At 31.4% G+C, this 26,970-nt stretch carries 25 protein-coding genes and 1 pseudogene; 16 read left to right on the top strand and 10 right to left on the bottom strand.

Annotated features, from left to right (window positions below; all coding sequences use genetic code 11):
- The first annotated feature begins 45 nt into the window (after positions 1 to 45).
- Together HMPREF3131_RS06350 and HMPREF3131_RS06345 are read left to right on the top strand one after the other, a co-directional pair.
- Complete coding sequence (locus HMPREF3131_RS06350) at positions 46 to 2,109, top strand: heavy metal translocating P-type ATPase (protein ID WP_070436562.1); 2,064 nt, start codon at positions 46 to 48, stop codon at positions 2,107 to 2,109.
- A 17-nt stretch (positions 2,110 to 2,126) separates the two neighbouring features.
- Positions 2,127 to 2,672, top strand: coding sequence for a YdhK family protein (locus HMPREF3131_RS06345; protein WP_002488449.1), 546 nt, complete (start codon positions 2,127 to 2,129; stop codon positions 2,670 to 2,672).
- Between the two features lie 261 nt (positions 2,673 to 2,933).
- On the opposite strand, the gene HMPREF3131_RS06340 is transcribed toward HMPREF3131_RS06345, so the two are convergent.
- Complete coding sequence (locus HMPREF3131_RS06340; RefSeq protein ID WP_070436561.1) at positions 2,934 to 3,401, bottom strand: bacillithiol transferase BstA; 468 nt, start codon at positions 3,399 to 3,401, stop codon at positions 2,934 to 2,936.
- Positions 3,402 to 3,950: 549 nt separating this feature from the next.
- Entirely contained in the window at positions 3,951 to 5,102 is a 1,152-nt protein-coding gene (locus tag HMPREF3131_RS06335; RefSeq protein WP_070436560.1) for a zinc-dependent alcohol dehydrogenase, read from the bottom strand.
- A gap of 129 nt (positions 5,103 to 5,231) precedes the next feature.
- Between HMPREF3131_RS06335 and HMPREF3131_RS11630 the strand changes: the two genes are divergently transcribed.
- Positions 5,232 to 5,378 (top strand): hypothetical protein, encoded by a 147-nt coding sequence (locus HMPREF3131_RS11630; RefSeq protein ID WP_128805162.1) that lies wholly within the window; start codon positions 5,232 to 5,234, stop codon positions 5,376 to 5,378.
- A gap of 427 nt (positions 5,379 to 5,805) precedes the next feature.
- On the opposite strand, the gene HMPREF3131_RS06330 is transcribed toward HMPREF3131_RS11630, so the two are convergent.
- Both HMPREF3131_RS06330 and HMPREF3131_RS06325 read right to left on the bottom strand, forming a co-directional pair.
- Positions 5,806 to 6,345, bottom strand: a complete 540-nt coding sequence (locus HMPREF3131_RS06330) for a hypothetical protein (protein WP_002454599.1) — start codon at positions 6,343 to 6,345, stop codon at positions 5,806 to 5,808.
- Between the two features lie 322 nt (positions 6,346 to 6,667).
- Positions 6,668 to 7,711, bottom strand: a complete 1,044-nt coding sequence (locus HMPREF3131_RS06325; RefSeq protein WP_049417543.1) for an NAD(P)-dependent alcohol dehydrogenase — start codon at positions 7,709 to 7,711, stop codon at positions 6,668 to 6,670.
- A 283-nt stretch (positions 7,712 to 7,994) separates the two neighbouring features.
- Here HMPREF3131_RS06325 and HMPREF3131_RS06320 point away from each other — a divergent pair, with 283 nt between their 5' ends.
- Positions 7,995 to 8,636 (top strand): NAD(P)-dependent oxidoreductase, encoded by a 642-nt coding sequence (locus HMPREF3131_RS06320; RefSeq protein ID WP_070436559.1) that lies wholly within the window; start codon positions 7,995 to 7,997, stop codon positions 8,634 to 8,636.
- Positions 8,637 to 8,896: 260 nt separating this feature from the next.
- Positions 8,897 to 9,388 (top strand): TspO/MBR family protein, encoded by a 492-nt coding sequence (locus HMPREF3131_RS06315; protein WP_002449492.1) that lies wholly within the window; start codon positions 8,897 to 8,899, stop codon positions 9,386 to 9,388.
- A gap of 141 nt (positions 9,389 to 9,529) precedes the next feature.
- Here HMPREF3131_RS06315 and HMPREF3131_RS06310 read toward each other — a convergent pair whose 3' ends face one another.
- Together HMPREF3131_RS06310 and HMPREF3131_RS06305 are read right to left on the bottom strand one after the other, a co-directional pair.
- Positions 9,530 to 9,730, bottom strand: coding sequence for a cold-shock protein (locus HMPREF3131_RS06310; protein WP_002449489.1), 201 nt, complete (start codon positions 9,728 to 9,730; stop codon positions 9,530 to 9,532).
- A 303-nt stretch (positions 9,731 to 10,033) separates the two neighbouring features.
- Positions 10,034 to 11,440, bottom strand: a complete 1,407-nt coding sequence (locus HMPREF3131_RS06305) for a glycosyltransferase family 2 protein (protein WP_070436557.1) — start codon at positions 11,438 to 11,440, stop codon at positions 10,034 to 10,036.
- A gap of 417 nt (positions 11,441 to 11,857) precedes the next feature.
- On the opposite strand from HMPREF3131_RS06305, the gene HMPREF3131_RS06300 reads away from it, so the two are divergent.
- Positions 11,858 to 13,219 (top strand): SLC45 family MFS transporter, encoded by a 1,362-nt coding sequence (locus HMPREF3131_RS06300; RefSeq protein WP_037541663.1) that lies wholly within the window; start codon positions 11,858 to 11,860, stop codon positions 13,217 to 13,219.
- 303 nt (positions 13,220 to 13,522) lie between these two features.
- Positions 13,523 to 14,722 (top strand): GTP-binding protein, encoded by a 1,200-nt coding sequence (locus HMPREF3131_RS06295; RefSeq protein WP_070436556.1) that lies wholly within the window; start codon positions 13,523 to 13,525, stop codon positions 14,720 to 14,722.
- A 321-nt stretch (positions 14,723 to 15,043) separates the two neighbouring features.
- Here the strand turns inward: HMPREF3131_RS06295 and HMPREF3131_RS06290 are convergent, their stop codons facing one another.
- On the bottom strand, positions 15,044 to 15,376 hold the full coding sequence (locus HMPREF3131_RS06290; protein WP_017174720.1) for a magnetosome magnetite crystal formation protein family: 333 nt from the start codon (positions 15,374 to 15,376) through the stop codon (positions 15,044 to 15,046).
- Between the two features lie 191 nt (positions 15,377 to 15,567).
- On the opposite strand from HMPREF3131_RS06290, the gene HMPREF3131_RS06285 reads away from it, so the two are divergent.
- The 4 genes from HMPREF3131_RS06285 to HMPREF3131_RS06270 all read left to right on the top strand — a co-directional run bounded on the left by HMPREF3131_RS06285 (position 15,568) and on the right by HMPREF3131_RS06270 (position 18,091).
- Positions 15,568 to 16,032, top strand: a complete 465-nt coding sequence (locus tag HMPREF3131_RS06285; protein WP_017174721.1) for a hypothetical protein — start codon at positions 15,568 to 15,570, stop codon at positions 16,030 to 16,032.
- An 85-nt stretch (positions 16,033 to 16,117) separates the two neighbouring features.
- Positions 16,118 to 16,630, top strand: a complete 513-nt coding sequence (locus tag HMPREF3131_RS06280; protein WP_017174722.1) for a universal stress protein — start codon at positions 16,118 to 16,120, stop codon at positions 16,628 to 16,630.
- 196 nt (positions 16,631 to 16,826) lie between these two features.
- The gene (locus tag HMPREF3131_RS06275; RefSeq protein ID WP_093514785.1) at positions 16,827 to 17,696 is read left to right on the top strand and encodes a mechanosensitive ion channel family protein; all 870 of its coding nucleotides are present in this window, start codon (positions 16,827 to 16,829) and stop codon (positions 17,694 to 17,696) included.
- Positions 17,697 to 17,890: 194 nt separating this feature from the next.
- Positions 17,891 to 18,091, top strand: coding sequence for a hypothetical protein (locus tag HMPREF3131_RS06270; RefSeq protein WP_017174724.1), 201 nt, complete (start codon positions 17,891 to 17,893; stop codon positions 18,089 to 18,091).
- Between the two features lie 60 nt (positions 18,092 to 18,151).
- On the opposite strand, the pseudogene arsC reads toward HMPREF3131_RS06270, so the two are convergent.
- From arsC to HMPREF3131_RS11325, 3 genes and pseudogenes are all read right to left on the bottom strand, one after another.
- A pseudogene (gene arsC, locus HMPREF3131_RS06265) lies at positions 18,152 to 18,551 on the bottom strand (arsenate reductase (thioredoxin)).
- 39 nt (positions 18,552 to 18,590) lie between these two features.
- Positions 18,591 to 20,138, bottom strand: a complete 1,548-nt coding sequence (locus HMPREF3131_RS06260; protein WP_017174726.1) for an SLC13 family permease — start codon at positions 20,136 to 20,138, stop codon at positions 18,591 to 18,593.
- A 186-nt stretch (positions 20,139 to 20,324) separates the two neighbouring features.
- On the bottom strand, positions 20,325 to 20,465 hold the full coding sequence (locus HMPREF3131_RS11325) for a hypothetical protein (protein WP_153801330.1): 141 nt from the start codon (positions 20,463 to 20,465) through the stop codon (positions 20,325 to 20,327).
- A 226-nt stretch (positions 20,466 to 20,691) separates the two neighbouring features.
- Between HMPREF3131_RS11325 and HMPREF3131_RS06255 the strand changes: the two genes are divergently transcribed.
- The 5 genes from HMPREF3131_RS06255 to mcrC all read left to right on the top strand — a co-directional run bounded on the left by HMPREF3131_RS06255 (position 20,692) and on the right by mcrC (position 26,955).
- A complete protein-coding gene (locus HMPREF3131_RS06255) occupies positions 20,692 to 21,684 on the top strand; it encodes a metal ABC transporter solute-binding protein, Zn/Mn family (RefSeq protein WP_017174727.1) in 993 nt (330 codons plus the stop codon).
- A gap of 185 nt (positions 21,685 to 21,869) precedes the next feature.
- On the top strand, positions 21,870 to 22,094 hold the full coding sequence (locus HMPREF3131_RS06250; RefSeq protein ID WP_070436555.1) for a hypothetical protein: 225 nt from the start codon (positions 21,870 to 21,872) through the stop codon (positions 22,092 to 22,094).
- Between the two features lie 214 nt (positions 22,095 to 22,308).
- Positions 22,309 to 23,667, top strand: a complete 1,359-nt coding sequence (brnQ, locus tag HMPREF3131_RS06245) for a branched-chain amino acid transport system II carrier protein (RefSeq protein ID WP_070436554.1) — start codon at positions 22,309 to 22,311, stop codon at positions 23,665 to 23,667.
- A 136-nt stretch (positions 23,668 to 23,803) separates the two neighbouring features.
- The gene (locus HMPREF3131_RS06240) at positions 23,804 to 25,924 is read left to right on the top strand and encodes an AAA family ATPase (RefSeq protein ID WP_070436553.1); all 2,121 of its coding nucleotides are present in this window, start codon (positions 23,804 to 23,806) and stop codon (positions 25,922 to 25,924) included.
- Entirely contained in the window at positions 25,921 to 26,955 is a 1,035-nt protein-coding gene (gene mcrC / locus HMPREF3131_RS06235; RefSeq protein ID WP_017174729.1) for a 5-methylcytosine-specific restriction endonuclease system specificity protein McrC, read from the top strand. Before HMPREF3131_RS06240 ends, mcrC begins: the two co-directional genes overlap by 4 nt.
- Positions 26,956 to 26,970 lie beyond the last annotated feature (15 nt).

The raw sequence follows: 26,970 nt of genomic DNA, 5'->3' as shown, positions 1-26,970 counted from the left end.
AGTATAAGTAGTTTTACTATAACATTTTTATTAGGAGGGGTTAATTTGAATAATAATGGTGAAGCGCATAATCATCAAAATCACATGAATCATTCCAATCACATGCATCATGATAACCATGAATCACATAATCATCATAGTGGCCATGCACATCATCATGGAAATTTTAAAGTTAAGTTTTTTGTTTCATTAATTTTTGCAATACCTATCATTCTTTTATCGCCAATGATGGGTGTTAACTTACCTTTTCAATTCACATTTCCAGGTTCTGAATGGGTAGTGTTAATATTAAGTACAATTTTATTCTTTTATGGTGGTAAACCGTTCTTGTCTGGTGGTAAAGATGAAATTGCTGAAAAAAAACCAGGCATGATGACCTTAGTTGCTCTAGGTATTTCAGTAGCTTATATTTATAGCTTGTATGCTTTTTATATGAATAACTTTAGTAGTGCAACTGGTCATACAATGGACTTTTTTTGGGAATTAGCAACCTTAATTTTAATTATGCTATTAGGACATTGGATAGAAATGAATGCTGTCGGAAATGCTGGAGATGCTTTAAAGAAAATGGCAGAACTGTTACCTAATAGTGCGATTAAAGTTATGGATAATGGCCAACGCGAAGAAGTTAAAATATCAGACATCATGACTGATGATATCGTCGAAGTAAAAGCCGGAGAAAGCATTCCAACAGATGGTATTATCGTTCAAGGACAAACATCTATAGATGAATCCCTAGTCACTGGAGAATCTAAAAAAGTACAAAAAAATCAAAATGACAACGTCATCGGGGGTTCTATTAATGGGTCTGGAACAATACAAGTCAAGGTTACAGCTGTGGGAGAAGATGGATATCTTTCTCAAGTTATGGGACTTGTTAATCAAGCACAAAATGATAAATCTAGTGCTGAATTGTTATCTGATAAAGTAGCGGGTTATTTATTCTACTTTGCTGTAATTGTTGGCGTGATTTCTTTTATTGTCTGGATGCTCATTCAAAATGATGTTGATTTTGCATTAGAACGTCTTGTAACTGTGTTAGTCATTGCTTGTCCACATGCTTTAGGCTTGGCAATACCTTTAGTCACTGCACGTTCGACTTCAATTGGTGCACATAATGGTTTAATTATTAAAAATAGAGAGTCTGTAGAAATAGCTCAACATATCGATTATGTAATGATGGATAAAACTGGTACTTTAACTGAGGGTAACTTTTCTGTGAATCATTATGAGAGCTTTAAAAATGATTTGAGTAATGATACAATATTAAGCCTTTTCGCCTCATTAGAAAGTCAATCTAATCACCCATTAGCTATAAGTATTGTTGATTTTGCGAAAAGTAAAAATGTTTCATTTACTAATCCACAAGACGTTAATAATATTCCGGGTGTCGGATTAGAAGGTCTAATTGATAATAAAACATATAAAATAACAAATGTCTCTTATCTTGATAAACATAAACTTAATTATGACGATGACTTGTTTACTAAATTAGCTCAACAAGGTAATTCAATCAGCTATTTAATTGAGGATCAACAAGTCATTGGCATGATTGCTCAAGGAGATCAAATTAAAGAAAGCTCAAAACAAATGGTAGCTGATTTACTATCAAGACATATTACACCAGTCATGCTTACAGGTGATAATAATGAAGTGGCACACGCTGTCGCAAAAGAATTAGGTATTAGTGATGTCCACGCACAACTCATGCCAGAAGATAAGGAAAGCATTATAAAAGATTATCAAAGTGACGGTAATAAAGTCATGATGGTCGGAGACGGTATCAACGATGCGCCGAGTCTTATAAGAGCCGATATTGGTATAGCAATTGGTGCAGGCACAGATGTTGCAGTGGATTCAGGTGATGTCATACTTGTTAAAAGTAATCCATCAGATATCATTCATTTCTTGACTCTTTCAAATAATACTATGAGAAAAATGGTGCAAAACTTATGGTGGGGTGCAGGTTATAATATTGTTGCTGTACCTTTAGCAGCTGGCGCATTAGCTTTTATCGGCTTGATTTTATCACCTGCAATAGGTGCTATTTTAATGTCACTAAGTACGGTTATTGTTGCAATTAATGCCTTTACATTAAAATTAAAATAAAAGATAGGAGTTTTATTATGATTAAAAAATTATTTTTTATGATATTAGGATCATTACTAATATTATCAGCTTGCTCCAATAATGATGAAAAAGATAAAGACACTAATGACCAAAAAAGTGAGAGCCATATGAAGCATAATGATGAAAGTAAAGTTCCTGAAGATATGACATCGACTAATGAGGGTGAATTTAAAGTAGGAGATAAAGTAACGATTACAGCAGGACATATGCCAGGTATGAAAGGTGCAGAAGCTACTGTAAAAGGTGCGTATAAAACATATGCCTATGTTGTAAGTTATAAACCCACAAATGGAAATGAAAAAGTAAACAATCATAAATGGGTCGTAAACGAAGAGATCAAAGATGCACCTAAAGATGGATTTAGTAAAGGCGATACTGTTAAATTAGAAGCAAATCATATGTCTGGTATGAAAGGTGCTACAGCCAATATAGATAACGTGAAAAAGACTACTGTTTACGTGGTTGATTACAAATCCAAAGATAATGGTAAAATCATTAAAAATCATAAATGGATGACAGGAAATGAACTGAAAGCACGCTAAAAATCTAGTTCTAAATTGAGAAATAAATAGATATAAAAATTAAAAAGAAGTCTTAGAAGAATAACATTTATCAAAAAACGCTTAATAGACGTGAAGAATATCGTCTATTAAGCGTTTTATATTAATATTTTATCAGTACATTGCATTTTTCTACGCCAAACAAGGTAGTTAAATGATACTAGTCTTAATTTTTCACAACATACTATTCGCAATCATAATGCGCAAATATCTTCTCGTAAACTATAAATGATGACCCTTAAATTATTCGTCGTGTTTAAGCACACGAGTCATTTCTTCAATCTTGCCGGCATGTAATGGAACATGGAAGGCATTTAGTACTAATAATTCATTAAGTGTTTGACAACCAGCAATAGGTTGTTTAAGTTCTTGTGATAATTGTTCATCCGTTAGTTTGCGCGCACGTTCAGGAAGTGTTTTTAAGTTTTCTTTAATCGTTTCGATTGCTGGAACATCTTGTCCTTCCCAGTTAGCAGGACTAGATCCATAACCAAATAGTTTAGTATATTTAGCGATATCTACGGCATTTTGACCACCTATTGATAAAGCAGAATCGAAAATCGTTAAAACGTGTCCAAATTGCCAATGTAACGTATTTGGAAAAACATCATTTTCTTTATCTAATACGCGTTCAACATTCCAATTATCATACACAGATAGTAAATGATTTACACCTATATCGATGACATCGTAAACTGTTTTATCATTCATTTAAGTTTCCTCCTATATTAAAAAGTGTATTACTAGAATTCTACCCGTTAAAAATTAGTCACAAACACTGTGATTAGAAGTATGAGTTTTAATTACTGTATAGCACAAATGGATGTAAAGAAGATGAAGACTAGACAAGTATCGAAGCTGTATTACTGAAAAAATGTTATTAAAACTGCAATAATAAATATTTATAACAGAGAGACTGACAACATCATCTATTGAATTTCTTAGAAGGTAACTTAAGCTAGTTATCCTTAGCTTGTTTTGTTTTTTCGAATTCTATTCTTACAATGAAGAAATTTCTTAATCATAGCATCAAAATAATTGAAAAAAAGAGTGGGACAGAATGTATTTTGAAATCATCGTCTCATTTCACCAAGTTTATCAAAAAGAATTAGGATTGAAAAAAGCTTAGCATAAGTGCATTTTCAACTCAGTCATCGACTGCTAACATATTAAAAATGCCCAAGATACTTAATAATGTCCTGGGCTTTTTTATCTATTTGTTCAATAAGTTACGTATATATTTTTTTATTTATATAGTCATTATTGTGGTTTTAAAATGACTTTAATATTGTTATCTTTTTTCTGATCGAAAATATCATACGCTTGTTTTGCTTCTTCTAAAGGCATGGTATGCGTTATAATTTCTGTTGGATCAAATACTTCATTTTTAATCATTTCATATAATTTTGGCATTTGATGAATAACTGGCGCTTGACCACTTTTTACTTGAACATCTCTATTAAAAATTAAATCTATTGGAAAATTATCTGCAGGTGTAGCATAAATACCAGTTAATTGAATGGTACCAAATTTTCTTACTGATTCTGCTGCTGTAATAATTGGACTAATATTACCGCGTTGTGCTGAATTTGAACTCATCTCTAAATCATCTTGAGCGACTTGTCCATCCATTCCCACACAATCTATCACAACATCTGCACCACCACGTGTAGTTTCACGAAGTAATTTTCCGATATTATCTTCTTTAGAAAAATTATACACTTCAGCACCATTGAATTTTTTCGCATGGTTTAATCTATGTTCCACATTATCAATGGCAATCACACGTTCAGCACCTTTTAATTTAGCAAATTTTTGTGCCATTAAACCGATTGGACCACAACCTAGAACAATAACAGTATCACCAGATTTTACGCCCGCATGTTCTACACTCCAATAAGCTGTTGGGACAACATCAGATAAAAATAATACTTGTTCGTCTTTCAAATCACTATCTGGAACTTTGAAAGAAGAGAAGTCAGCAAATGGAACTCTTAAATACTCTGCTTGTCCTCCCCAGTGATTCCCGTGCATGGCACCAAAACCGAAAAGTCCACCATTGTCCATTTTCCAATTTGCAGGGGATGGATTAGAGTTGTCGCATTGAGATTCCATATGGTTATTACAATAGAAGCAGTTACCACAACCGATGTTAAAAGGTATAACCACTCTATCCCCTTTTTTTAAGGTCTTAACGTCTTTTCCTACTTCTTCTACAATTCCTATTGGCTCATGTCCAATAACAAAGCCAGGATCCATAAATAAATCGCCTTGATGATAAAGATGTAAATCAGAACCACATATACCTGAAGCGGTTATTTTAATAATTGCATCTGTTGATTCTTCTATCGTTGGATCGTTTACTTCACGAACTTCCATATTTTTATGACCTTGATAAGTAACTGCTTTCATTAATATCGCCCTCCTCCTGCCAATCTACCCCTTGTAACATATTATAAACGCTGAAGAGTCATATATTATGTTGAGATGATATAGATATGTTCGAATTAGAGGTTATTTTAGTAGAAAGGATATAGACGCATCGATGTTACATTCATTTATGGAAATGAAGAAAAATTAGGGGAGAGTCTTGTAACAACAGGACTTAAACGTGAAGACGTATTTATCACTACTAAATTATGGTTAGACGATTTTAGACGAGACAACGTAGAAAAAGAATATCATTAATCATTAGACAATTTTAGTTTAGATTATTTGGAGTTATATTAAGTACACTAACCAGATACAAATGAGGTGGTAATGATTGATACATGAAAAGGGAAGAAAGATTGATATCAATCAGACAAAGTTAAAATATTGGATTAAGTTACTTTAATAGAGAAGTTTTGCTTTAGAAATTTACATGATGATGAGCAATACTATTGAAGAAGATAAAAAAAGAGATTATACCATCCGTATAATCCCCGTAGATACATAATATATAATTGAACTCCCAACTCATACATAATCTTTCCCCTAAGGCCATTATGCGACTATGCCTTGTATTTGTCTATGTTCAAATATGTTAATAATAAAAAAATGAGTATAACGTTTATATAAACGTGTACATGGTTTTTACACGATCTGCCTAGTTAGGTCATAAGAAATGAACTATCTATTCAAGACCATACGCAAATTTGATTTTATATAGTTCATGGTCGCTTAAATGAAATTCATTAGTATGGAATACATATTTGCCAAATATATTTTTAGCTTCTTTAGGTGAGATAATATATTCATTTTTTAATTTTTCTAACTCTTGAGCTACACTTGTTGCAAAATTATATTGATCATCACGTGTGTGATAATCATTAAAACCATTTTCTGATTGTTTTATTAAGTTTTCTATTTGAGTTGAATCCTTATTATTTCTTGATAATCTAGATTTTCTAAGTCTTTCTAACGTTTTCATCGCTTTAGCGTATTTATCTTCGATCGCTTTTACTCTATTTAATGTTTTTAATGAAGCTCTATTTGGTATAACGCGAGGTGATGAATCATAAGCATATTTATCTTCAATTGCTTTTAAAGTGTCATTAAATTTATCTGTAGCTTGATTTTCATTGTTTTGACTTGCTCTATTTAATTCACTATATGCATTTTGTATTTCTAATTGCTTGGCGACTTCTTTTAAATATTGTGTTAATTCATTCATCTAGACAAACTCCTTTATTTATTTAATTTTCTTTATTGAACATTTTCTTCATTTGTATATATATATATCACTTAATACATATAATAAAACATTATGATTTAATTATAAATTATTTAACAAGATATAATTATTTAGTATTAAGACTATTATATATATTAAATGTAAAAAAACGATAACAATCAATATTAAATATTGTAAAAAGTATAGTTGGAATCTATAACTGATGAACTGTTTATCTTAAATAGTGAGAGAAAGACTAACAGAAACTTAATATAATAGTTAAGTAATAAAAAATGCCCACATCTCATGGGCATTTTTATGATTACATTGTACTGATATCAATAACAAAACGATATTTAACTTTAGATGCCAACACTCTTTCGTAAGCTTCATCAATATCATCTGCTGTAATTAATTCAATTTGTGGGGCGATATGATGTTCGGAACAGAAATCTAACATGTCTTGCGTTTCTTTAATACCACCGATAGCAGATCCAGCAAATGAACGGCGATGACCAATTAAATTAAATACTTGTAAGGATACAGGCTCAGCTGGGGCACCAACATTAACGAGTGTACCATCTAAGGCTAATAATTTAAGATAGTCATCTATGTCTAATTTTGCACTTACAGTATTAATAATTAAGTCAAATGAACCAGCAAGTTCTTTAAATGTTGATTCGTCACTTGTTGCATAATAAGCTGAAGCACCAAATTTTAAACCATCTTCTTTTTTATTTAACGTACGTGATAACACAGTCACGTTAGCGCCCATTGCATGTGCAATTTGAACTGCCATATGTCCAAGACCACCCATACCAATGATTGCTACATTCTTTTTACCTTCATAGGCTTTCCAATGATTTAAAGGTGAGTAAGTTGTAATCCCCGCACATAGTAAAGGAGCAGCAACCTCTAAACTGATATTGTCAGGAATACGTAATACGAAATCTTCTTGGACAACAATATGTGTTGAGTAACCGCCTTGTGTTTTCTCACCATATTTGTCAGTACTTGCATAAGTACCTACACTTCCATTTAAGCAGTATTGTTCTTCGTTATTTTTGCAGTTTTCACATTCACCACAAGAATCCACCATACATCCAACACCTACACGGTCGCCAACTTTATATTTAGTGACGTTAGGACCGACTTCTTTAACAATACCTGCAATTTCATGACCTGGTACGAGTGGATAATCGACAGGCCCCCATTCTTCTCGAGCAGTATGGATATCAGAGTGACAAATACCCGCATATTTAATTTCTATTAATACATCATGTTTATCCAAATCACGACGTTTAATTTCAGTAGCGAAAAATTCAGAATCTGGGCCATTTACAGCTCTTGCTTTTACATTCATCACAGTCATTTCCCCTTATACATATAAGATAGAATATACGCGTTTGTATGATTCTTCATATTGACAATAGAGACTTAGATTAATTAAGTCAACACATTGAACTCAATATGTATAGCACAAGGTGATTTTAAACTAATCGTTGTGAAGCATGTTTCAATGACTTCATATTAGAAAGGAAAATAAAAACAGATCAATAGGCTTTTAATAGAAATGTAATTATATTGATAACATGTTGAGGGACATCCAAGAGACAGCTCTGATAAATATAGAAGTGGAGGAACAAACGATGAACATTGGTATTATTGGGGCAACAGGTAAATTAGGAACTAAAGTATTAGATGAAGCACAACAACGTGGACATGAAGTCACTGCGATTGTAAGAAATGTTGCTAAATTAGATGCTGATAAAGATGTTAAAGTGATTGAAAAAGATGTATTTGATTTAACTTCAGACGATATTAAAGATTTAGACGTGGTAGTCAATGCATTTGGCGCGCCATTAGGTGAAGAAGAAGTGCACGTTGAAGTAGGACGCATATTGATTAACATATTAAAAGATGTAGATACAAGAGCCATTATTGTAGGGGGTGCTGGTAGTCTATTCGCAGATGATGCGCATACTATACGTGTTATGGATACACCAGATTTCCCGGAAATAGTGAAACCAACAGCTAAAGGATCAAGTCGTAACTTACAAGACTTACAACATGCTGAAGGAATTACTTGGACCTTTATTAGTCCATCAGCGGAATTTGACTTTGAAGGTAAACGTACAGGCACCTATACGTTAGGAAAAGATCAATTATTATTTAATAGTAAAGGTAATAGTTATATCAGTTATGCAGATTTTGCTATTGCTATAGTAGATGAAGATGAAAATAAAGCGCATATTAATGAACGTTTCACAGTTGTTGGTGAAGAAGAATAATAGTGACTCTAGATGCCCTTTAGGAGAAATAATTAAAACGGCCAATCTAAATTAAAAGTAATTAGCCAAAATATAATGGTAGCCATAAAAACATTAAATGAACTGTTTAAAGAATGTCCTCCTATGTATCTACATGATGGTATTTAGGAGGATATTTTAGCGTGAGACTACATTATTTTGTTTTTTAATAATAGATTCATAACTCATTAATTATATAAAAGTAGGGTATTAAATATAGTAAGACTTTAAAGGAGAGAATGATGATTAATATTAAAAAAGTTACAAGAATTGTATTACCTTTAGCAGGTGGAATGGTTATTGGGAGATTAACAGCTAAAGCTCAAAATGATTATAAACATTATGAAAAACCACCTTTTTCACCTCCAGCTAAAGTATTTCCAATTGTATGGCCACTACTTTATACCTCAATGGGAGTAGCTTATCAATTATCATATGCGCATGCAGCTCATAAAAGAGAGAAACAGTCTATAACACGTGCTCATTATGCACAATTAGGATTGAATTATGCGTGGACGATACTTTATTTCAATTTAAAACTGAGAAAGACATCTTTAATTGAAAGTTATGTATTACTTGCAGCTGGAAATATTACTGCACATCGTTTTTATGCATCTAATAAGTATGCTGGTTTATTAATGTTACCTTATGTCATTTGGTTAAGTTACGCAAGTTATTTAAACGGAGGTAATGTAATCTTAAATGAAGATAAACCAGGTTATACTAGGGATTAACACTGAGTGATATGTATGACAGAATATATAGTAGGATATATTAAGTGACAGTAGGAGATTAATTTTAAGTATTATTCTTTTATAAATTATGTAAAAAAAGCACAAGCACGTATACATACATGCTTGTGCTAAAATTTATGTTTAAACAGGGACAACATTTGTTGCTTGTTTGCCACGTTGACCTTCAGTGATGTCAAACTCTACTTTTTGACCTTCTTCTAACGTTTTATATCCATCAGTAGCGATACCTGAGAAGTGAACAAACACATCGTCACCGTCTTCTCTTTCGATAAATCCAAACCCTTTTTCTGCGTTAAACCATTTAACTGTACCGTTATTCATATAGAATACCTCCAAGTGCTTTTGCACATCATATTTGTAACAAATTCATAAATTAAAAGAGAATATTCTATAAAAATATACTACAATCCAAAATACGAGCTTTTATTACGTGAAACCAACTATACACCTTTTGAATGAATAAGTACAGGATTATTTTGAAATTTAGCATAATTTCTTTTGGAATTATAAAAATACATAGATAACAAGACTAAGATTTATAATTTATTAAGATCGTTATTTTACATATATCGAATAAATATATGTAAAATGAATGCTACGGTGGCGAAACATCTAAGATTTTAATTACTTTTTAATATATCCTAAATTGCCACCAACAGTTTCATAAAAATCAAAACGCATGCCTGATTTGATAACTGAGCCATTTAAATCTTTATCTAAAACTGTAAGAGCTAATTTTCCATCAGGTAAATTCTTTGTTGTAAATTGAACAGTATATTCTCCAGATTTAAAACGATGTTTCTTAATATCTAATACGATGAATTGAGTTGGATTTTTTCGATGTTTTACTTCTAGATACTTTAACTCAGAGTTTTTAGAAAGTATTTTTAAGAACACCTTATCATTCTCTTGAGAGATTTTTAGTAATGTAGGATGCATTCTTTTTTTGTAATGTGTTCCTTTAAACGAATAGTAATATATATCGTTTTTCTCATGAAGCGGCTTATCATCTTTTTTAAGATAGAATTTAACAAAACTGATAATGTCTTCTTTATTCCCCTCACGTATTAGTTTGATGGCTTGTCGGTTTAAATCATCATCTGCATAGTCTAAAGCATCGAAATGTTCATCTACCATATGAATGATATTTTGAAAAATAGGAAGTAACTCATTTATGTTTTTAATAAAGCTTTTTTTATAGAATTTAGCTTCTAAAACATCTTTATTAATAATACGATATAGTAAATTAGGCATTAATTTATTATTTTTATACTTACTCATTAAGTGACGATAGGCTTCACCTTGCCATTTCATACGATTAATATGTGTTGATTTTTCTGATTTTACTAAAGAAATATTATCGTCGTAACGGTTAGCACAATAAACCACATCTTGTGTTGTACTAATACGTTTAGTATTGAAAAAGACTTCTGCGAAAAATTGTAAATCTTCTCCAAAAATCATTTCTGGAAATTGAATATGATTCTTTTTAATGACGCTAGCTTTAATCATACGACCAGCAGGTGCTAAATGATAAAATGATTTTCTAAAGTGTTTTAAATCTACTTTATTATATGCAATTTTAGATAGAGCAACGCCACTTCTAGCTATGCGATCACTATGTACATATTTTGTTAAGCCTGTAGCATAGTCTGTCTTGTTTGTTTTTAAAAGTGTATATAACTTTTCTAGAGCATCTTCAGGTAACCAATCATCACCGTCTATAAACATGATGTACTTTCCCTTACTTAAATCAATAGATAAATTTCGTGGTTTCGCAGGTGTACCCGAATTTTGATCTAATTGAATAAATTTGTAATTAGAAAAACTGTCTATTTTTTTAGAAACAATATCAACGGTTTGGTCAGTAGAACAGTCATCCACCACGATTAATTCAAAATCTCTCATATCCATCGATTGTTTTAAGACACTATCTAATGTTTTATTAATAAATTTTTCTTTGTTATACGTACTAATTAATACACTTACTTTAGGCCTATGATTGATTTCTTTACTCTTTATAACCTTCATTTTTATACTCCTTTAATTAGTAATCTTTTTGATAATCTAATGTATTTTAAAAAGTAGTTAAAATACAAATAATAATCTAATTATATTTAATATAATCAATTTTTTCTATCGTTATTTATTGTAATAATCTAATTATAGATTATGTTATATATTTTGTTTTTAAGTATTAATATATCTATTATCATCACAATAATCTTTAATTATCTATAAAAATACCTAAATTAGGTAATTATGATATATATGAGATTAGAAAATAAAATGAACTCTGATTTATTTATAGGGGATGCGAGCGTTTCCAAAGAAACTCAAAAATGTTATAATTACAGTTGAAAACGATTCCAATAAATTGTTATTTGATATAGCTATTTAATCATTGAATTAAATGACTATATCAAGTAATAAATAGGAGAGATAGAAATGAAAGATACAGATCAAATACATACTAAAAATACTGAAGAACAAGGTATCACACTACCCTATTTAAAAAAAGCAGTTATTTTTTCTATTACATTTGGTTTCTTCGGAGTAAACATGGCATTTGCACTTCAATCAGCAATGATGGGAAGAATATTTCAAACGCTAGGCGCCGACCCTAATAATTTAGGTTGGTTTTTTATTTTGCCGCCATTAGCAGGAATGATTGTACAACCACTTATTGGATACTATTCTGATAGAACTTGGACTAGATTTGGACGTCGGATGCCATATCTTTTAATTGCTGGTCCCATTGGAGCGATCGTATTAGTCCTACTACCTAATGCAGGTTCGTTTGGATTTGGATATGCATCACTTATGGCGTTATCATTTGGTGCAATCATGACGTTACTTATGGATTTGACTTCAAATGCGTGTATGCAGCCCTATAAAATGATTATTGGAGATATGGTAAACGAAAAACAAAGAGATATGGCCTGGTCATGGCAACAAATCTTCTCAAATTTAGGTGGTATTATTGCTACACTATTACCATTTTTACTAACAATTATGGGAATGAGTAATGTAGCGCCTAAAGGGGAAGTACCGATGACAGTAAAAATAGCTTATTATATTGCAGCAGCGGTATTACTCATTGCTTCTATTTGGACGGTTCTTTCCGTTAAAGAATATGAACCTAAAACATATAACTATTATCACGGCATTTCAGATGACAATAGGAATGAGAAATTAAATTTATGGCAACTGTTAAAAACTGCGCCTAAACAATTTTGGCAAATTAGTGTAGTTCAATTTTTTAACTGGTTTGCATTAATGTATCTCTGGACGTATTCAACAGGTGCAATAGCAAAAAATGTATGGAATGCGACAGACCCTTCTTCAGCAGGATATCAAGCAGCAGGGAACTGGTATGGTGTGTTATACTGTATACAATTTTTAAGTTCAGTTATTTTTGGTTTTGTCATTGCAAAATCTAAACCCTCTCAAAGAAAATTTTGGTATAGTTTTGGATTAATTTTTGGTGGATTAGGTCTTATTTCAATGTTCTTTATTCATAACCAATGGTTACTCATTATTTCATTTATATTCATTGGTATTAATAACTTAACGATGAATACTCAACCATTTACACTATTAACCGAAGCAATTGATGGAGAAAATTCAGGTGCTTATCTAGGCTTATTTAACACAAGTATTTGTCTACCACAAATTGTCGCTTCTGTAGTAAGCTTTGCACTTTTCCCACTATTAGGAAGTTCAATGCCTGCGATGTTATTATTTGCAGGAATCATGATGCTTCTGGGTGCAATCTCAGTTAAATTTATTAACGCAAAATTTGAATGAAATACTAAAAAATAAAAAATTTATTTATAATTTGTAAGAGCGAAAAATTATTTTTCGCTCTTTTTTTATAAAAACTATCAGCAATGTTTCATAAACAATATCATTGATGTCATTAAAAATTTAATACCTTTAAGAAATACCAAACTTTGAAGTATAGGTGAGGACATACTAATGATTACGCGGTAAATCACTCGCCATAGAAAAGTCATATAACACGTCATTCATTTAATTAACATTGACAATCTTAAAAATCATTGTACAATTTAAATCGTAATAATTACGATTTAAAAAGGAGAGATACAAATGAGTAAGATACCTGTAACTGTATTTAGTGGTTATTTAGGCTCAGGGAAGACAACGTTACTAAATCATATTTTAAATCATCGAGAAGGTCGTCGTATTGCAGTTATTGTAAATGATATGAGTGAGGTCAATGTTGATAAAGATTTAGTTGCTGATGGTGGTGGGCTCTCTAGAACAGATGAAAAATTAGTTGAACTATCTAATGGATGTATTTGTTGCACGTTACGTGACGATTTATTAAAAGAAGTTGAACGACTGGTACATAAAGGCAATATTGATTATATCGTTATTGAATCTACGGGCATTTCTGAGCCAGTACCTGTAGCGCAAACGTTCTCGTATATCGATGAAGCGATGGGAATAGATCTCACTTCGATTTGTCGTTTAGATACGATGGTTACGGTCGTTGATGCGAATCGATTTGTTAATGATATTCATTCTGAAGATTTACTTGTGGATCGTAATCAAGGTGCGGATGTGACAGATGAACGTTCAATTGCGGATTTATTAATAGACCAAGTTGAATTCTGTGATGTACTTGTATTGAATAAAACAGATTTAGTTACAAATGAAGCGCTAGATAAATTAGAACATATACTTAGAACATTACAACCAGATGCAAAAATAATTAAAACAACGCAGTCTCAAGTAGATATTAATGATGTCTTAGATACAGGACGATTTGATTTTGAAAAAGCTAGCAATTCTGCAGGATGGATTAAGGAGCTAACAGAAGGCGGCCATGAGGCACATACACCGGAAACTGAAGAATATGGTATGAGTTCGTTTGTCTATTCAAGACGATTACCGTTTCACGCGAAACGTTTCAATGATTGGTTAGAACAAATGCCTCAAAACATTGTTCGTTCAAAAGGTATTGTATGGCTTGCGCAATATAACGAGGTTGCGTGTTTACTGTCACAAGCAGGATTGTCATGTAATATCAGCCCAGTTACATATTGGGTTGCATCAATGCCTAAAGAAAAACGTGAAGAGATACTTGCTCAACGTCGTGACGTAGCGGAAAGCTGGGATATTGAATATGGGGATAGAAATACACAATTTGTCATTATTGGTACCGACTTAGATCAAGAAAAAATCGAAAAAAAACTCGATGAATGCCTGCTAAATAGTAGCGAAATGAATTCTGATTGGTATCAACTTGAAGATCCTTATCATTGGAAAATAAGAAAACCTTAAGAAATAATGGATATTAAACAAGTTATGATGATAAAAATATTGATTACAACTTTCATATAAACATCATACAACTTTTCGTAATATAGTATTGCAAGCGCAATCTAATACTAAAACGACCAAACCTTATTATAATTACAGTAGACAATCATAATGGAATAAAAGTATATATATAATTCTCACAAACAACATTATAGTATTGCTTTTTATACTGAAAACGATAAAGTTTAAAATATTTGATTGGTCATTTTTTAGTTTCATACAACAAGAGATTAATAAAATTAAAGAGGAAACGACGAGATTATCGTCACTTCCTCTTTTTTTTTATGGCATCATTAATTTAATACCTCTAATGATATTTTTTAAAAATAGCACAAGTGCCCATATAAAGAAAAGAACTGCGATGAGGATTGCAATGATCCAACCGATACCGCGTTCACTATTTACAAAAGCCGGGGAAATAGATAGGGTTACTAATCCTAATACCACCATAACCCAACTCATGATGTGATTGAATAACGCATTTCTAGCATGGGTCGAAGCTGGTGGTTGTGCGACGATCCATACAATAAGTGGAAATAATACTGGTGCAAAGAAGACACTTAAATAGCTAATGCCTCCTAAAATATCATTTTCTCTATAGTTTTCATTTGGCATATCATGATCACCTCAATTCTATAAAAACATATAATAAAATAAATAGTAAGTAAGATATTCTAAAATTACAACACTGTAAGTTAGTATAAGGTTGATGTTGAAAATAGTTAATTAAATATTTTGATGAATATAGCATATAAATGTATTAAATTGTACAATATTAATATATTAACTTTTAAAAGGTGGATATTATGCGGGAATTTTTAAATCTGTTAGGGGCATTACTAACAATGATCATTACATTTAGCATTTCAATTTTATTTAGTTTCTTAATACCTTTAATGGTCGAAGGAAATATTTTAAACATGGGGAAATTAAATCATCCGACATTTATTATGTTGTGGATTATTTTTAGTGTTATATTCAATATTATTATTCTTATTTTAGCTTTTTCAATGATTCAGTTTAGTAGTGACTTTGTAAATAAAATGAAATTAATGGCGATGTTAACTTTTTTTGTAATTATTAGTTATGCAAGCTTTAGTCATATAGATATGCAAGCTTTAACTGATCATTTAACATTAACGAGTTCTAAACATACCCGAGAGTTATCAATCAAACTTTTACCATTTGTTTTAACGATATCATTAGGATGTTATAGCGCTATTTTATCCTACTTACAGTATCAAATTGATAGCGAAGAACGTATGATATAAATTTTGAAAGCGCTTTACATATTAATACTAATTTTTTTGAAATAGTGCTAAAATAAAGATGAGAACAGATAAGGGGGAGATTAAAATGTTATCATACAAAAACATTTTAATTGCAGTTGATGGATCAAACGAAGCAGAATGGGCCTTTAATAAAGCCGTTGATGTAGCAAAACGTAATGATGCAAAGCTAACGATTGTGCATGTGATTGATACAAGAACATATACCGCTTATGAAGTGTACGCATCTCAATTCGATCCGTCTAAAGAGTATTCTGAGAAATTACTTGAAGGCTATAAAGAACTCGCTGTTAAAGAAGGCGTGACAAATGTAGAAACACGACTTGAACTTGGCCCACCAAAATTACTCATTCCTAAAAATTTAGCAAATGAATTGAATGTTGATTTAATTATGTGTGGTGCTTCAGGCTTAAATGCAGTCGAACGTTTTATGATTGGTTCAGTATCAGAAGCAATTGTACGTCATGCGCCATGTGATGTATTAGTCGTACGTACTGAAGAAATTCCAGAAGACTTTGAATCAAAAGTAGCAACTCCAGAATTTAGAAGACGATATTTTGAAAGTTCAGACCATAAATAATAATGATTTAATATATGACTTCATTCTCACGAAGTAGTGAGGATGAAGTTTTTTATGGGAAGTATAAATCAAGTGATGATTTTAGATAAAATATAAAATATGGTATCATTTTTATTTAAGTGTCGTGTTCTAAATAATGGCGCACAATCATTTAAAAATATAAGTATAAAAGGAGAATCATATCAACGTGAATCAAATGAAACAACTGTTTATTAAATTTGTTGAACCATTAACGAAGATAGAGTTTTATCAAAATTTACTAGCCAATATTTTAATTATTATTGCCTATATCTTATTAGGTATGATTGTTATTGCAATTTCTAGAAAAGTAGTAACAAAATTTTTTAAAGTCAATGAGAAGAAGAAGACACGTTATAAAATTAAAAGAAGTGAGACACTTTCAACACTTGTTCAAAATTTAATTAGTTATGTTGTTTGGTTTATTGTTCTTACATCGGTTCTCTCTCGTTTTGGAATTAGCGTCTCAGCTATTTTAGCTGGAGCCGGTGTCGTTGGTTTAGCCGTTGGTTTTGGTGCCCAGACTGTTGTAAAAGATATCATTACCGGCTTTTTTGTTATTTTTGAGGGACAATTCGATGTCAGCGATTATGTTCAAATTAATTCATCAGGTGTAACGATTGCAGAAGGAACCGTACAAACCATAGGATTACGATCTACTCGTATTCAATCTGATACTGGAGAAGTGTATACCTTACCTAATGGCACAATTAGTGAAATTGTAAATTATTCTAAGACAGATGTATCACCCCTTATTGCAATTCCAATTTCTCCAAATGAAGATTATGACGTTATTGAAAAAGAATTAAAAGCATTCTTACCAACATTAAAAGATAAATACGATATGTTCGTTGCGGCACCTGATCTACTCGGTTTAGATAGTATTGATGGTAATGAAATGGTAATTAAATTATTAGCTCATGTTAAACCGGGCATGCATTTCCCAGGCCAACGTTTATTAAGAAAAGAAATCATAAGTTACTTTAATGATGTAGGAATTCATACGCCTAAACCAACACTTGTGAAATTAGAAGATGAAGAAAAATAAACAAATGCTTATCATCATAGGTTTTTAAAATTTTTCCATAAGTTCTTTATAACAACTTTTAATGACCAAAAATTCATTTAATTATCATCATATAAACGGATAAATAATTAATAATTTCTAATTATTTAAGATTTGCCTACATTACACTTTGGGTGTAATATCAAACTGTAATAAATAGAAAGGGATGATAAGTAATGTGGGTGAAAGACTTTTATTATGATGGTAATGAGTACATCAATAAAACTGTATGGGAGTACATGTGTAAAGATAATGTGACGTTTGATAAAGCCATTGAGGTGCTTAATTTAAATTATAAAGATGCAGTTGCGAATGAGAGGGACATTCCAAATTTAGACATCGAGAGAAAAAGTATTGTAACAAGTGACTTTTGGTAAGCAATGGCTATATCAATAAACAGCAGTTTCTACGTCAAATACGTAGAAACTGCTGTTTTATTATGTTCTATATTTAAATTGTTCAATCGCATTTTTAATGTCATCTCGAACACGTTGGAATTCTGACCAATTTTTTCCGGCTGGGTCATCGAAGCTCCAATGTTCTTTTTTAACACCTGATGGAATAGTAGGACAATGTGCATCAGCATGACTGCATAATATGTTACTATTAAGTTTGATTGTTTTAAAATAGTATCATTAATTAAATCCGAGGTATGATTTGAAATGTCGATACCACTTCTTTCATTGCTTTAATGTCTTTAGGATTAACACCATGTGTTTCAATGCCTCCTGAATATACATTCCACTCATCACCTAAAATTGCTTTTCCAAAACCCTCAGCCATTTGGCTACGACAAGAATTCCCTGTACAAATAAAATAAATGGTCTTTTTGGTCATGATAAACCTCTCTATCTATAAAATTAATCTGACTTTATTCTACACTAAACCTAACCATTTCCAATACGTTAAGCTAAATAAAATCACAAGAATATAACCTATAATAGTGAGGGGGATACCTGATTTTAAGAAATCTTTAACAGTAAATGTATCCGTACCATAGGCCAACATATTTTGTGGTGCACTCACTGGTAATAAGAATCCAAAGCTAATCACAAATTGTTGTATTAAAACGAAACCGATAGAATGATCGCCTAAACCTAATGTTGAAGTTAATGAAATAAATACTGGGATCAATGCAGATGATAAGCTTGTTGCACTCGCAAAGCCTAAATGAATTAAAATATTGAATAATGTAATGAGTGCAATCGTTGCGATAATTGGTAACCCTTTTAGGCCCATTAATCCAAATGTTTTATCACTGAGCCATTGAGCAGCGCCTGTTTTAAGTAAAACGTTACCAAGTGAGATGCCTACACCAAAGACGATAATTGTTCCCCATGGAATTTTCTTTTCAACGCCTTTCCAAGTAATCACACCGATTTTAGGCATTAACATCATACCTAATGCAATTAGAGTGACACTTGCTGAATCGATAGGGTGAAGTACTTTTTCGGTAGACCAAAAGATCAGTAATAAGATAGAAATGACAATGAGTCGCCATTCTCTAGCACTCATTGGGCCTAGTTCGTTTAAGTCATGTTTAATCAATTCTTTACCACCTTCAATGGCATCTCGTTCAGGTGGCATCACTTTCATCATAATGAAATATAAGGCAATAGACATCAGTATAGACCATGGTGCGGCGTATAAAAACCATTCACCCCAAGACACGTTATAGCCTAAGTTTTGATTAATGAAATTGATAGCGACGATATTTTGTGCAGCCGCAGTTTTGATACCGATATTCCAAATCGATACAGCTTGTACGGATGTAATAATAAGAAGTGATGCTAGTTTACTATCTTTACTCACTTTAAAGGCTGCAATCATTCCAAGTAAAATGGGTATGACAGCACCGGCACGAGCCGTAGCAGAAGGTACAAAAAAGGCTAATACAATTGATACTAAAATTGCACCGATAACAATATTTTTTGTTTTATTTCCTACAATTGAAAGGACATAAAGTGCTAGTCGTTTATGAAGATTGGTTTCTTGCATGGCAACTGCTAAGAATAAAGCGGCGGTCACAAGTGCCACTGCAGAAGTAGAAAAGCCACTAAATGCGAGACTCAGAGCATTGTTTGTGCCTAATAATTCGCTTCCCTTCAGAATGGCGTTTCCACTTTTAGGATGACCAAGTTGTTCTGAGAGATGTTGAACAGGACTAAAGCCAAGTAATAATATAATAAGTCCTAAAATTAAAGTAGCTGAAACTGGATAAGATACTGCTTCAGTAACCCACATGATTACAGCAAAAGCAAGAATGGCAAGTGCTGCTTTAGCCATGACCGGTAAGCTACTTGAAGTAGGTAATAATAAAATCATTACTAATACGATAAAACTAATCACAATCCATAATGGTTTATATCCTTTATTAGATGTTTCTTTTTTAGATTGATTAGTGATTTGATTCCCCTTTGTCATTATCATCGTCCCCCTTAAAATAGTTACACTATTATTTTAACAAGAAAGCGCTTTATTTTAGGAGTTATATTTTAAAATACACAAAATTTTCAAAAAACTATTAATTAAAGCTAATAAACATAGAAATATTGAGATGAAAAGGAACGAAACAATGAATTTAATGGGAATTCTGTTTCACTCTGTTACTTATATATTAAAGTTGTCCGAAATCATTTTTCTTAATATTGTTAACTTAACAGTTGGTTCTTTAGGTTCAGTAATATGGATATGTTGATCATTTTTAATTTTATTTATAGCAATACATTCTCCACTCATTGTTTCAGGCATTACTTTACTTTTGCTATTAAATGTTTCAATAATGCCTTATTTATCTAGAAGAAATTTTTTCATAATAAAAATCCTTTTATAACTTTCGGTCCTTTTTCTGACTGTAGTAAAACAACAATTATATATAATTATTTAATCATTTTCATTTTTTTAAATCGTCCATTGACAATTTCGATATGAAATGCGATTATTAAAACGTAATAATTACGATTTAGGAGAGAAGAAAATGATTAAGAAAAGTTTAATGTTAGTCTTCATCAGTATTTTAACGTTGTCACTTGTAGCTTGTGGAACATCCAATAGTGGTAGTGATAAAGATAAAAAATCAGAGAACAATGAAAAGCTTGAGGTAAAAACGACAGTATATCCACTGAAATCTTTTGCTCAACAAATTGGTGGTAAATACGTCCATGTTGAATCAGTCTATCCGAATGGAATGGATCCACATACATATGAGCCGAGTCAAAAACAAATGGTCGATATTGGTAAATCAGATTTATTTGTATATACAGGGGATAATCTAGACCCAGTCGCTAAAAAAATTGCAAATGCGGTGAATGATAAAAATAAAACATTATCATTAGAATCATCTTTAAATAAAGCCGATTTGTTAAAAGGCGAAGAGGATGAACATGAACACGGTGAACACGAAGAACATGGCGAGCACGAAGAACATGAGCATCATCATGGTAAATATGATCCTCATGTTTGGTTAGATCCTGTATTAAGTCAACAATTTGCGAAAGATATAAAAGATGAATTCGTTAAAAAAGATGCTAAACATAAAGATGACTATGAAAAGAATTATAAAAAATTAGTTAGTGATTTGAAGGATTTAGATAAAGATATGAAACGTGCTGTTAAAGGTCAAGAAGGTAAAACAGTATATATTTCACATGATTCTATTGGTTATTTAGCTGATCGCTATGGTTTTAAGCAAGAAGGAATCGAAAATATGAATGCTGAAGAACCAAGTCAAAAAGATCTTACAACTATTGTAAAACAAATTAAAGAGGATAAGGTAAACTATATCCTAGCTGAAGAAAATGTGTCGAATAAAGTTGCAGACACGGTTAGAAAAGAAACACATGCAAAAACAATTTCATTTTATAATATGGGTTCTCATACTAAACAACAAGATAATGACAGTAATACGTATCAATCATTTATGAAGAAAAATATTAAAGCTATTGAAAAAGCTTTAAAAAATGAATCTTAAAATTAAAGTATATTAAAGTAAAGAAGTAAGATATGAAGATCAAGTAAATTCTATCTTACTTCTTTTTTATAGGCTTCCTTTTTCAAAAAAAAGTGGTATATTAAATTTAAATAATATGTAGGGCATTATTTATTATTTTTATGAAGTAAGGGTTTATCACTAATAGATTGGAAGGAGACAGCGTCATGAATATTTATAGACTACGTTACCAACACCATAAAGACATTGTAGATGACAATATTTTAACGGTATTTGTATTGGCCAAAAATGAAGAAGATGTAAGGAAATTTGCGAAAACGGTAAATTACAAATTTGAAGATGTTAAACATACAACATATGAAGCTTATGAAGAAGCTAAAGCAAAAGGTGAAACATATCGCCTTGAACATGCAGATACATATATTAGCTAAGTCTGTATAACTAAAAATTATATAATTAAGGATAAATATCGATGAGTATAAGGTTACACTTAAAACTTCTTTTTGCATAAAAAATGAATGTAATCATGCAAAGAGAAGTTTTTTTATATATTATTATCTAACTTTTTTAAAAATTCTAAAGAAATTGATTTTAAAAAAATGTATAATATCTATTATGACTTTAAGAGGGAAACGAGGAAAGACAATGAAACAGAAACTTACATTTAAAGAGAATCTCTTTATTGGGTCGATGCTTTTTGGTTTGTTCTTTGGAGCAGGAAACTTAATTTTTCCACTTCATCTAGGGCAAATGGCAGGCGCAAACGTATTACTTGCGAATTTAGGATTTTTAATTACAGCAATCGGGTTACCATTTTTAGGAATTATTGCTATCGGTATTTCTAAGACGAATGGTGTATTTGAAATTTCTTCACGTGTAAGTAAAATTTATGCATACATATTTACGATTGGTCTTTATCTTGTTATTGGACCCTTCTTTGCTTTACCAAGACTTGCAACAACATCATATGAAATTGCTTTTTCACCATTTGTTTCTCCAAGCAGTGGAAAATGGATTTTACCTGTCTTTAGTATGTTGTTCTTTATCGTAGCTTGGTTTTTTGCACGTAAACCCTCTAAAATCTTAGACTATATTGGCAAGTTCTTAAATCCAGTCTTTTTGATTTTATTAGGTATCGTGGTCGTACTTGCATTGATTCACCCAATGGGCAGTATAAGTCATGCACCAATAAGTCCTGACTACAATAAGAGTGTATTATTAAAAGGTTTTATCGATGGGTATAATACATTGGATGCACTGGCATCACTAGCATTTGGCATCATTATTGTAACGACTATTAAAAAATTAGGTATTACAAACCCTAATGATATCGCTAAAGAAACAGTGAAATCGGGAGCCATTAGCATTATTGGCATGGGTGTCATCTATACACTTCTTGCAGTAATGGGAACAATGAGTCTTGGAGAATTTAAAGTAAGTGAAAATGGAGGCATTGCCCTTGCACAAATTGCCCAACATTATTTAGGTGATTTCGGAATTATTGTTTTATCACTTATTATTATTGTGGCGTGTTTAAAAACGGCAATTGGTTTAATTACTGCTTTTTCAGAAACATTTACAGAACTATTTCCTAAAACGAACTACATTGTATTAGCCACTATGGTTAGTGTATTGGCGTTTATATTTGCGAATGTCGGATTAACAAAAATTATTATGTATTCATTACCCGTATTAATGTTTATTTATCCATTAGCCATTACACTGATTTTACTAACCTTAGTAAGTCATTTATTTAATAATTCGTCAATTGTGTATCGATTTACTACATTATTTACAGTGATTGCTGCATTTTTTGATGGTATTAAAGCGAGTCCAGAACCTTTTGTGAAAACAAACTTCGCGCAATCATTAATCGGTTTTGCTGAGAATTATTTATCATTCTTTGATATGGGGATGGGATGGATTGTCCCAGCATTAATTGGATTTATTATCGGACTTATTGTTTACAAAGTTCGTGGTAACAAACACGAAGTTCAAGCATAATTAAGCCATTTACTATAAGCTATAAGAAGTTGAAATCATACGATCTTATAGCTTATTTTTTATATTTTTAAAGGTATAAATATATTTATAAAATGTATTAAAATGAAGATAATAATGATTTTGAGGAGAAATAAAGATGGACTATAAGATAGATAAAACATGGGCAATCTTTTATAAAGAACTCGCAAAAAAACTTTTAAATTTCCAAAATAATCGTGACGACCTAATAGAAATTATAAAAAAAATTTATGAAGTTACTGATATTAAATTTCCAACATTAGAGCGAAATAATGAACTTACAGATATTGATCCGTTCACGGTATTTGGTCTGTTTAATAAAAGTTCGATGAAATCATCTAATAAAATTAAAATATTAGATAAAATGAAGGAATTTTTCCACATTCAAGCCAAAGTACCATATCATTTTGATAGCATACCTACAATTAACAATATGAATGCAACTTTTTACTATTTTGAAGGAGAAAGAGAATTTCAAGATATAGAAAACTTGTGGTCGTTATTTGAAATTGCTTTATTATATTCTAATAATAAAGATGAAGAAAATAAAAATAAATTTATTAGAAAGTTTAACCTTGTTATGGCACAACCAGGAATTGGTAATAGTAAATTGACAAGTGCTTTATATTGGATTGATTCTGATACATTTGCCAATTTAGATTCTCGAGCGATTTGGTATATTTTTGAAGAAAGCGAAATCAGTACAAAGTATATCAATTTTGAGGTTAACTTAAAAAAATCATTAACTGCGACCACGTATTTAATGATTATTGAAAAATTAAAATTATTTTTAAAAGAAGATAACTATTTGAATGATTTTATTGATTTAAGTTATGAAGCATGGCGCAAATCAAAAGAAGTCAAGCAAAACTCAAAAGTAAAAGATATCGATGCAGATAAGGATTTAGAAGTCGTGAATTATTGGATTTATTCTCCAAAACCACAAGATGTTGATTTTGCTTCTTTTATTGAGAATGGAGAAATGTCTATTGGATATAACGAGTTAGAAGATTTCTCGAAATATGCATCTAAAGAAGAGATTAATCAAAAATTACAACAATTGAACCATAATCAGCATCATTATATTCATACGGTTAATGCCATATGGGAATTTAGTAAAGAAATGAAACGTGGGGATATTGTTTATGTGAAAAAAGGACAGACTGATATTGTAGGATGGGGCGTTGTTTCATCCAATCATCAATATAAAAATGATAAAAATATCATTCAGCTTGTTTGGAAGGAGAAAGGAAACTGGAAGATTCCAATAAAAACATTAAATAAGACGCTCACTAAAATCACGCCATATAGTGAAACGATTCGGAAATTTAATGAGTTATTTTCAGTTGAACATTCTGATGGAGTGGTTGCTACACAAACGACTTATCCCATTTATACAGCAGAACAATTCTTAGACGACGTATTTATGAATGAAGAAGACTATGACACGCTTGTGCAATTAATGAGAAGAAAAAAGAATGTCATCTTACAAGGGCCACCAGGCGTAGGTAAAACGTATGCAGCGAAACGATTGGCTTATTCAATGATAGGTGTTAAAGATAAAGAACGTGTGAAACTTGTACAATTCCATCAAAGCTATTCATATGAAGATTTTGTGATGGGTTATCGTCCTACTGAAACTGGCTTTGAATTGCGTACCGGTGCGTTTTACAATTTTTGTAAGCAAGCAGAAGAAGATAATGAGAAAGACCATTTCTTTATTATCGATGAAATTAATCGTGGCAATTTAAGTAAGATATTTGGTGAGTTGTTTATGTTAATTGAAAATGATAAGAGGGGAATGGAAATAGAATTACTCTATGCAGATGAGAAATTCTGTGTTCCAGATAATGTTTATATTATTGGTATGATGAATACAGCAGATCGAAGCTTAGCCATTCTTGATTATGCACTACGACGTCGATTTGCATTTTTTGATATGAATCCTGCCTTTGAAACCATACAGTTTAAACAATATCAAGAAAATTTAAAAAATCCACAATTTGATGCATTAATTGATACAATTCAAGCATTGAATGTCGACATTCGAGAAGATGATATGTTAGGTGAGGGGTTCGTCATTGGTCATAGTTATTTTAGCAATATAGTTAATATCACAGAATCTGAATTATCTAATATTATTGAATTCGAAATTATTCCATTATTAAAAGAATATTGGTTTGACGATCCTTCAAAAGTGGATATTTGGAAGGTACGTTTAAGGGATGCGATTCAATGATTAACATTCATAATATTTATTATATGTTGTCTTATGCGTTTACAGTTTTGAATAAGAAAGGCTATCAACATATAGCAACAGAATCATTTAATAATGTGGCAGATTTGTATAGTGCACTTCTCATTAAAGGCGTATCGAGTCAATTAAAATATGGTCTTCAACATGACTATTTAGAACACAACGACTCGCTTAATGTGATACGAGGAAAGATTAATGTCACAGCATCCATAAAACAAGGAACGATGATGCATAAACGGTTAAATTGCACGTATGATGAATTTTCAATTAATACGTATATGAATCAAATTCTAAAAACAACAATGCTTAATGTTCTAAAATTAGATATTTCGCGCACACGTAAAAAAGCGTTAAAACGACTGCTGATATATTTTAAACACGTAGATATATTAGATTATCGACATATTGATTGGCAGTTACGATTTGATCGTCATCACGAAACATATCGTATGTTAATGGCTATTTGTTACCTTGTTACACAAGGACGAATTCAGTCAGAAAGAAGCGGTTCAAGAGAAACAATGATGTTCGAAGATGAACAACAGATGGCGCGTTTATATGAACGGTTTGTTAGGGCTTATTATAAAAAGGAATTTCCACAGTTAAAAGTCACCGCGTCTCATATTCCATGGGCCATTGATGATGATCATCGTCACATGTTACCGACAATGAGAAGTGATGTCATGCTCACTTATGGCAAACAATGCTTAATCATTGATACGAAGTATTATACGTCCACGTTACAACAATATTTTGATACAAGAACGATTCATTCTGGAAATTTATATCAAATATTTGCGTATGTAAAAAATGAAGCACTTCATTTAAAACCTAAGCAGATAAATGTTGCGGGGATGTTACTGTATGCGAAAACGGATGAACAACTTGTACCTGATAATACGTTTCAGATGAGTGGCAATACGATTAGTGTCAAAACATTGGATTTAAATCAAGATTTTATTCATATTGCTAAACAACTGGATAATATTGTATATAATTATTTTAAGATATAAAATAGTTAGTAGATA

The sequence above is a fragment of the Staphylococcus sp. HMSC14C01 genome, assembly GCF_001808085.1.
Classification (GTDB): Bacteria; Bacillota; Bacilli; order Staphylococcales; family Staphylococcaceae; genus Staphylococcus; species Staphylococcus hominis.
Note: the sequence above shows the minus strand (reverse complement) of the source record. Positions and strands in the feature narration are given on the sequence as shown.

Excerpts from the sequence above, each read along its gene's own strand:
- mcrC (WP_017174729.1), top strand. The coding sequence starts at position 25,921 with ATGATTAACATTCATAATATTTATTATATGTTGTCTTATGCGTTTACA.
- HMPREF3131_RS06255 (WP_017174727.1), top strand. The coding sequence starts at position 20,692 with ATGATTAAGAAAAGTTTAATGTTAGTCTTCATCAGTATTTTAACGTTG.
- HMPREF3131_RS06285 (WP_017174721.1), top strand. The coding sequence starts at position 15,568 with ATGCGGGAATTTTTAAATCTGTTAGGGGCATTACTAACAATGATCATT.
- HMPREF3131_RS06340 (WP_070436561.1), bottom strand. The coding sequence starts at position 3,401 with ATGAATGATAAAACAGTTTACGATGTCATCGATATAGGTGTAAATCAT.
- HMPREF3131_RS06310 (WP_002449489.1), bottom strand. The coding sequence starts at position 9,730 with ATGAATAACGGTACAGTTAAATGGTTTAACGCAGAAAAAGGGTTTGGA.
- HMPREF3131_RS11325 (WP_153801330.1), bottom strand. The coding sequence starts at position 20,465 with ATGCCTGAAACAATGAGTGGAGAATGTATTGCTATAAATAAAATTAAA.
- HMPREF3131_RS06275 (WP_093514785.1), top strand. The coding sequence starts at position 16,827 with ATGAAACAACTGTTTATTAAATTTGTTGAACCATTAACGAAGATAGAG.
- HMPREF3131_RS06320 (WP_070436559.1), top strand. The coding sequence starts at position 7,995 with ATGAACATTGGTATTATTGGGGCAACAGGTAAATTAGGAACTAAAGTA.
- HMPREF3131_RS06250 (WP_070436555.1), top strand. The coding sequence starts at position 21,870 with ATGAATATTTATAGACTACGTTACCAACACCATAAAGACATTGTAGAT.
- brnQ (WP_070436554.1), top strand. The coding sequence starts at position 22,309 with ATGAAACAGAAACTTACATTTAAAGAGAATCTCTTTATTGGGTCGATG.
- HMPREF3131_RS06330 (WP_002454599.1), bottom strand. The coding sequence starts at position 6,345 with ATGAATGAATTAACACAATATTTAAAAGAAGTCGCCAAGCAATTAGAA.
- HMPREF3131_RS06260 (WP_017174726.1), bottom strand. The coding sequence starts at position 20,138 with ATGACAAAGGGGAATCAAATCACTAATCAATCTAAAAAAGAAACATCT.
- HMPREF3131_RS06345 (WP_002488449.1), top strand. The coding sequence starts at position 2,127 with ATGATTAAAAAATTATTTTTTATGATATTAGGATCATTACTAATATTA.
- HMPREF3131_RS06270 (WP_017174724.1), top strand. The coding sequence starts at position 17,891 with ATGTGGGTGAAAGACTTTTATTATGATGGTAATGAGTACATCAATAAA.
- HMPREF3131_RS06290 (WP_017174720.1), bottom strand. The coding sequence starts at position 15,376 with ATGCCAAATGAAAACTATAGAGAAAATGATATTTTAGGAGGCATTAGC.
- HMPREF3131_RS06240 (WP_070436553.1), top strand. The coding sequence starts at position 23,804 with ATGGACTATAAGATAGATAAAACATGGGCAATCTTTTATAAAGAACTC.
- HMPREF3131_RS06280 (WP_017174722.1), top strand. The coding sequence starts at position 16,118 with ATGTTATCATACAAAAACATTTTAATTGCAGTTGATGGATCAAACGAA.
- HMPREF3131_RS06315 (WP_002449492.1), top strand. The coding sequence starts at position 8,897 with ATGATTAATATTAAAAAAGTTACAAGAATTGTATTACCTTTAGCAGGT.
- HMPREF3131_RS06305 (WP_070436557.1), bottom strand. The coding sequence starts at position 11,440 with ATGAAGGTTATAAAGAGTAAAGAAATCAATCATAGGCCTAAAGTAAGT.
- HMPREF3131_RS06295 (WP_070436556.1), top strand. The coding sequence starts at position 13,523 with ATGAGTAAGATACCTGTAACTGTATTTAGTGGTTATTTAGGCTCAGGG.
- HMPREF3131_RS06335 (WP_070436560.1), bottom strand. The coding sequence starts at position 5,102 with ATGAAAGCAGTTACTTATCAAGGTCATAAAAATATGGAAGTTCGTGAA.
- HMPREF3131_RS06300 (WP_037541663.1), top strand. The coding sequence starts at position 11,858 with ATGAAAGATACAGATCAAATACATACTAAAAATACTGAAGAACAAGGT.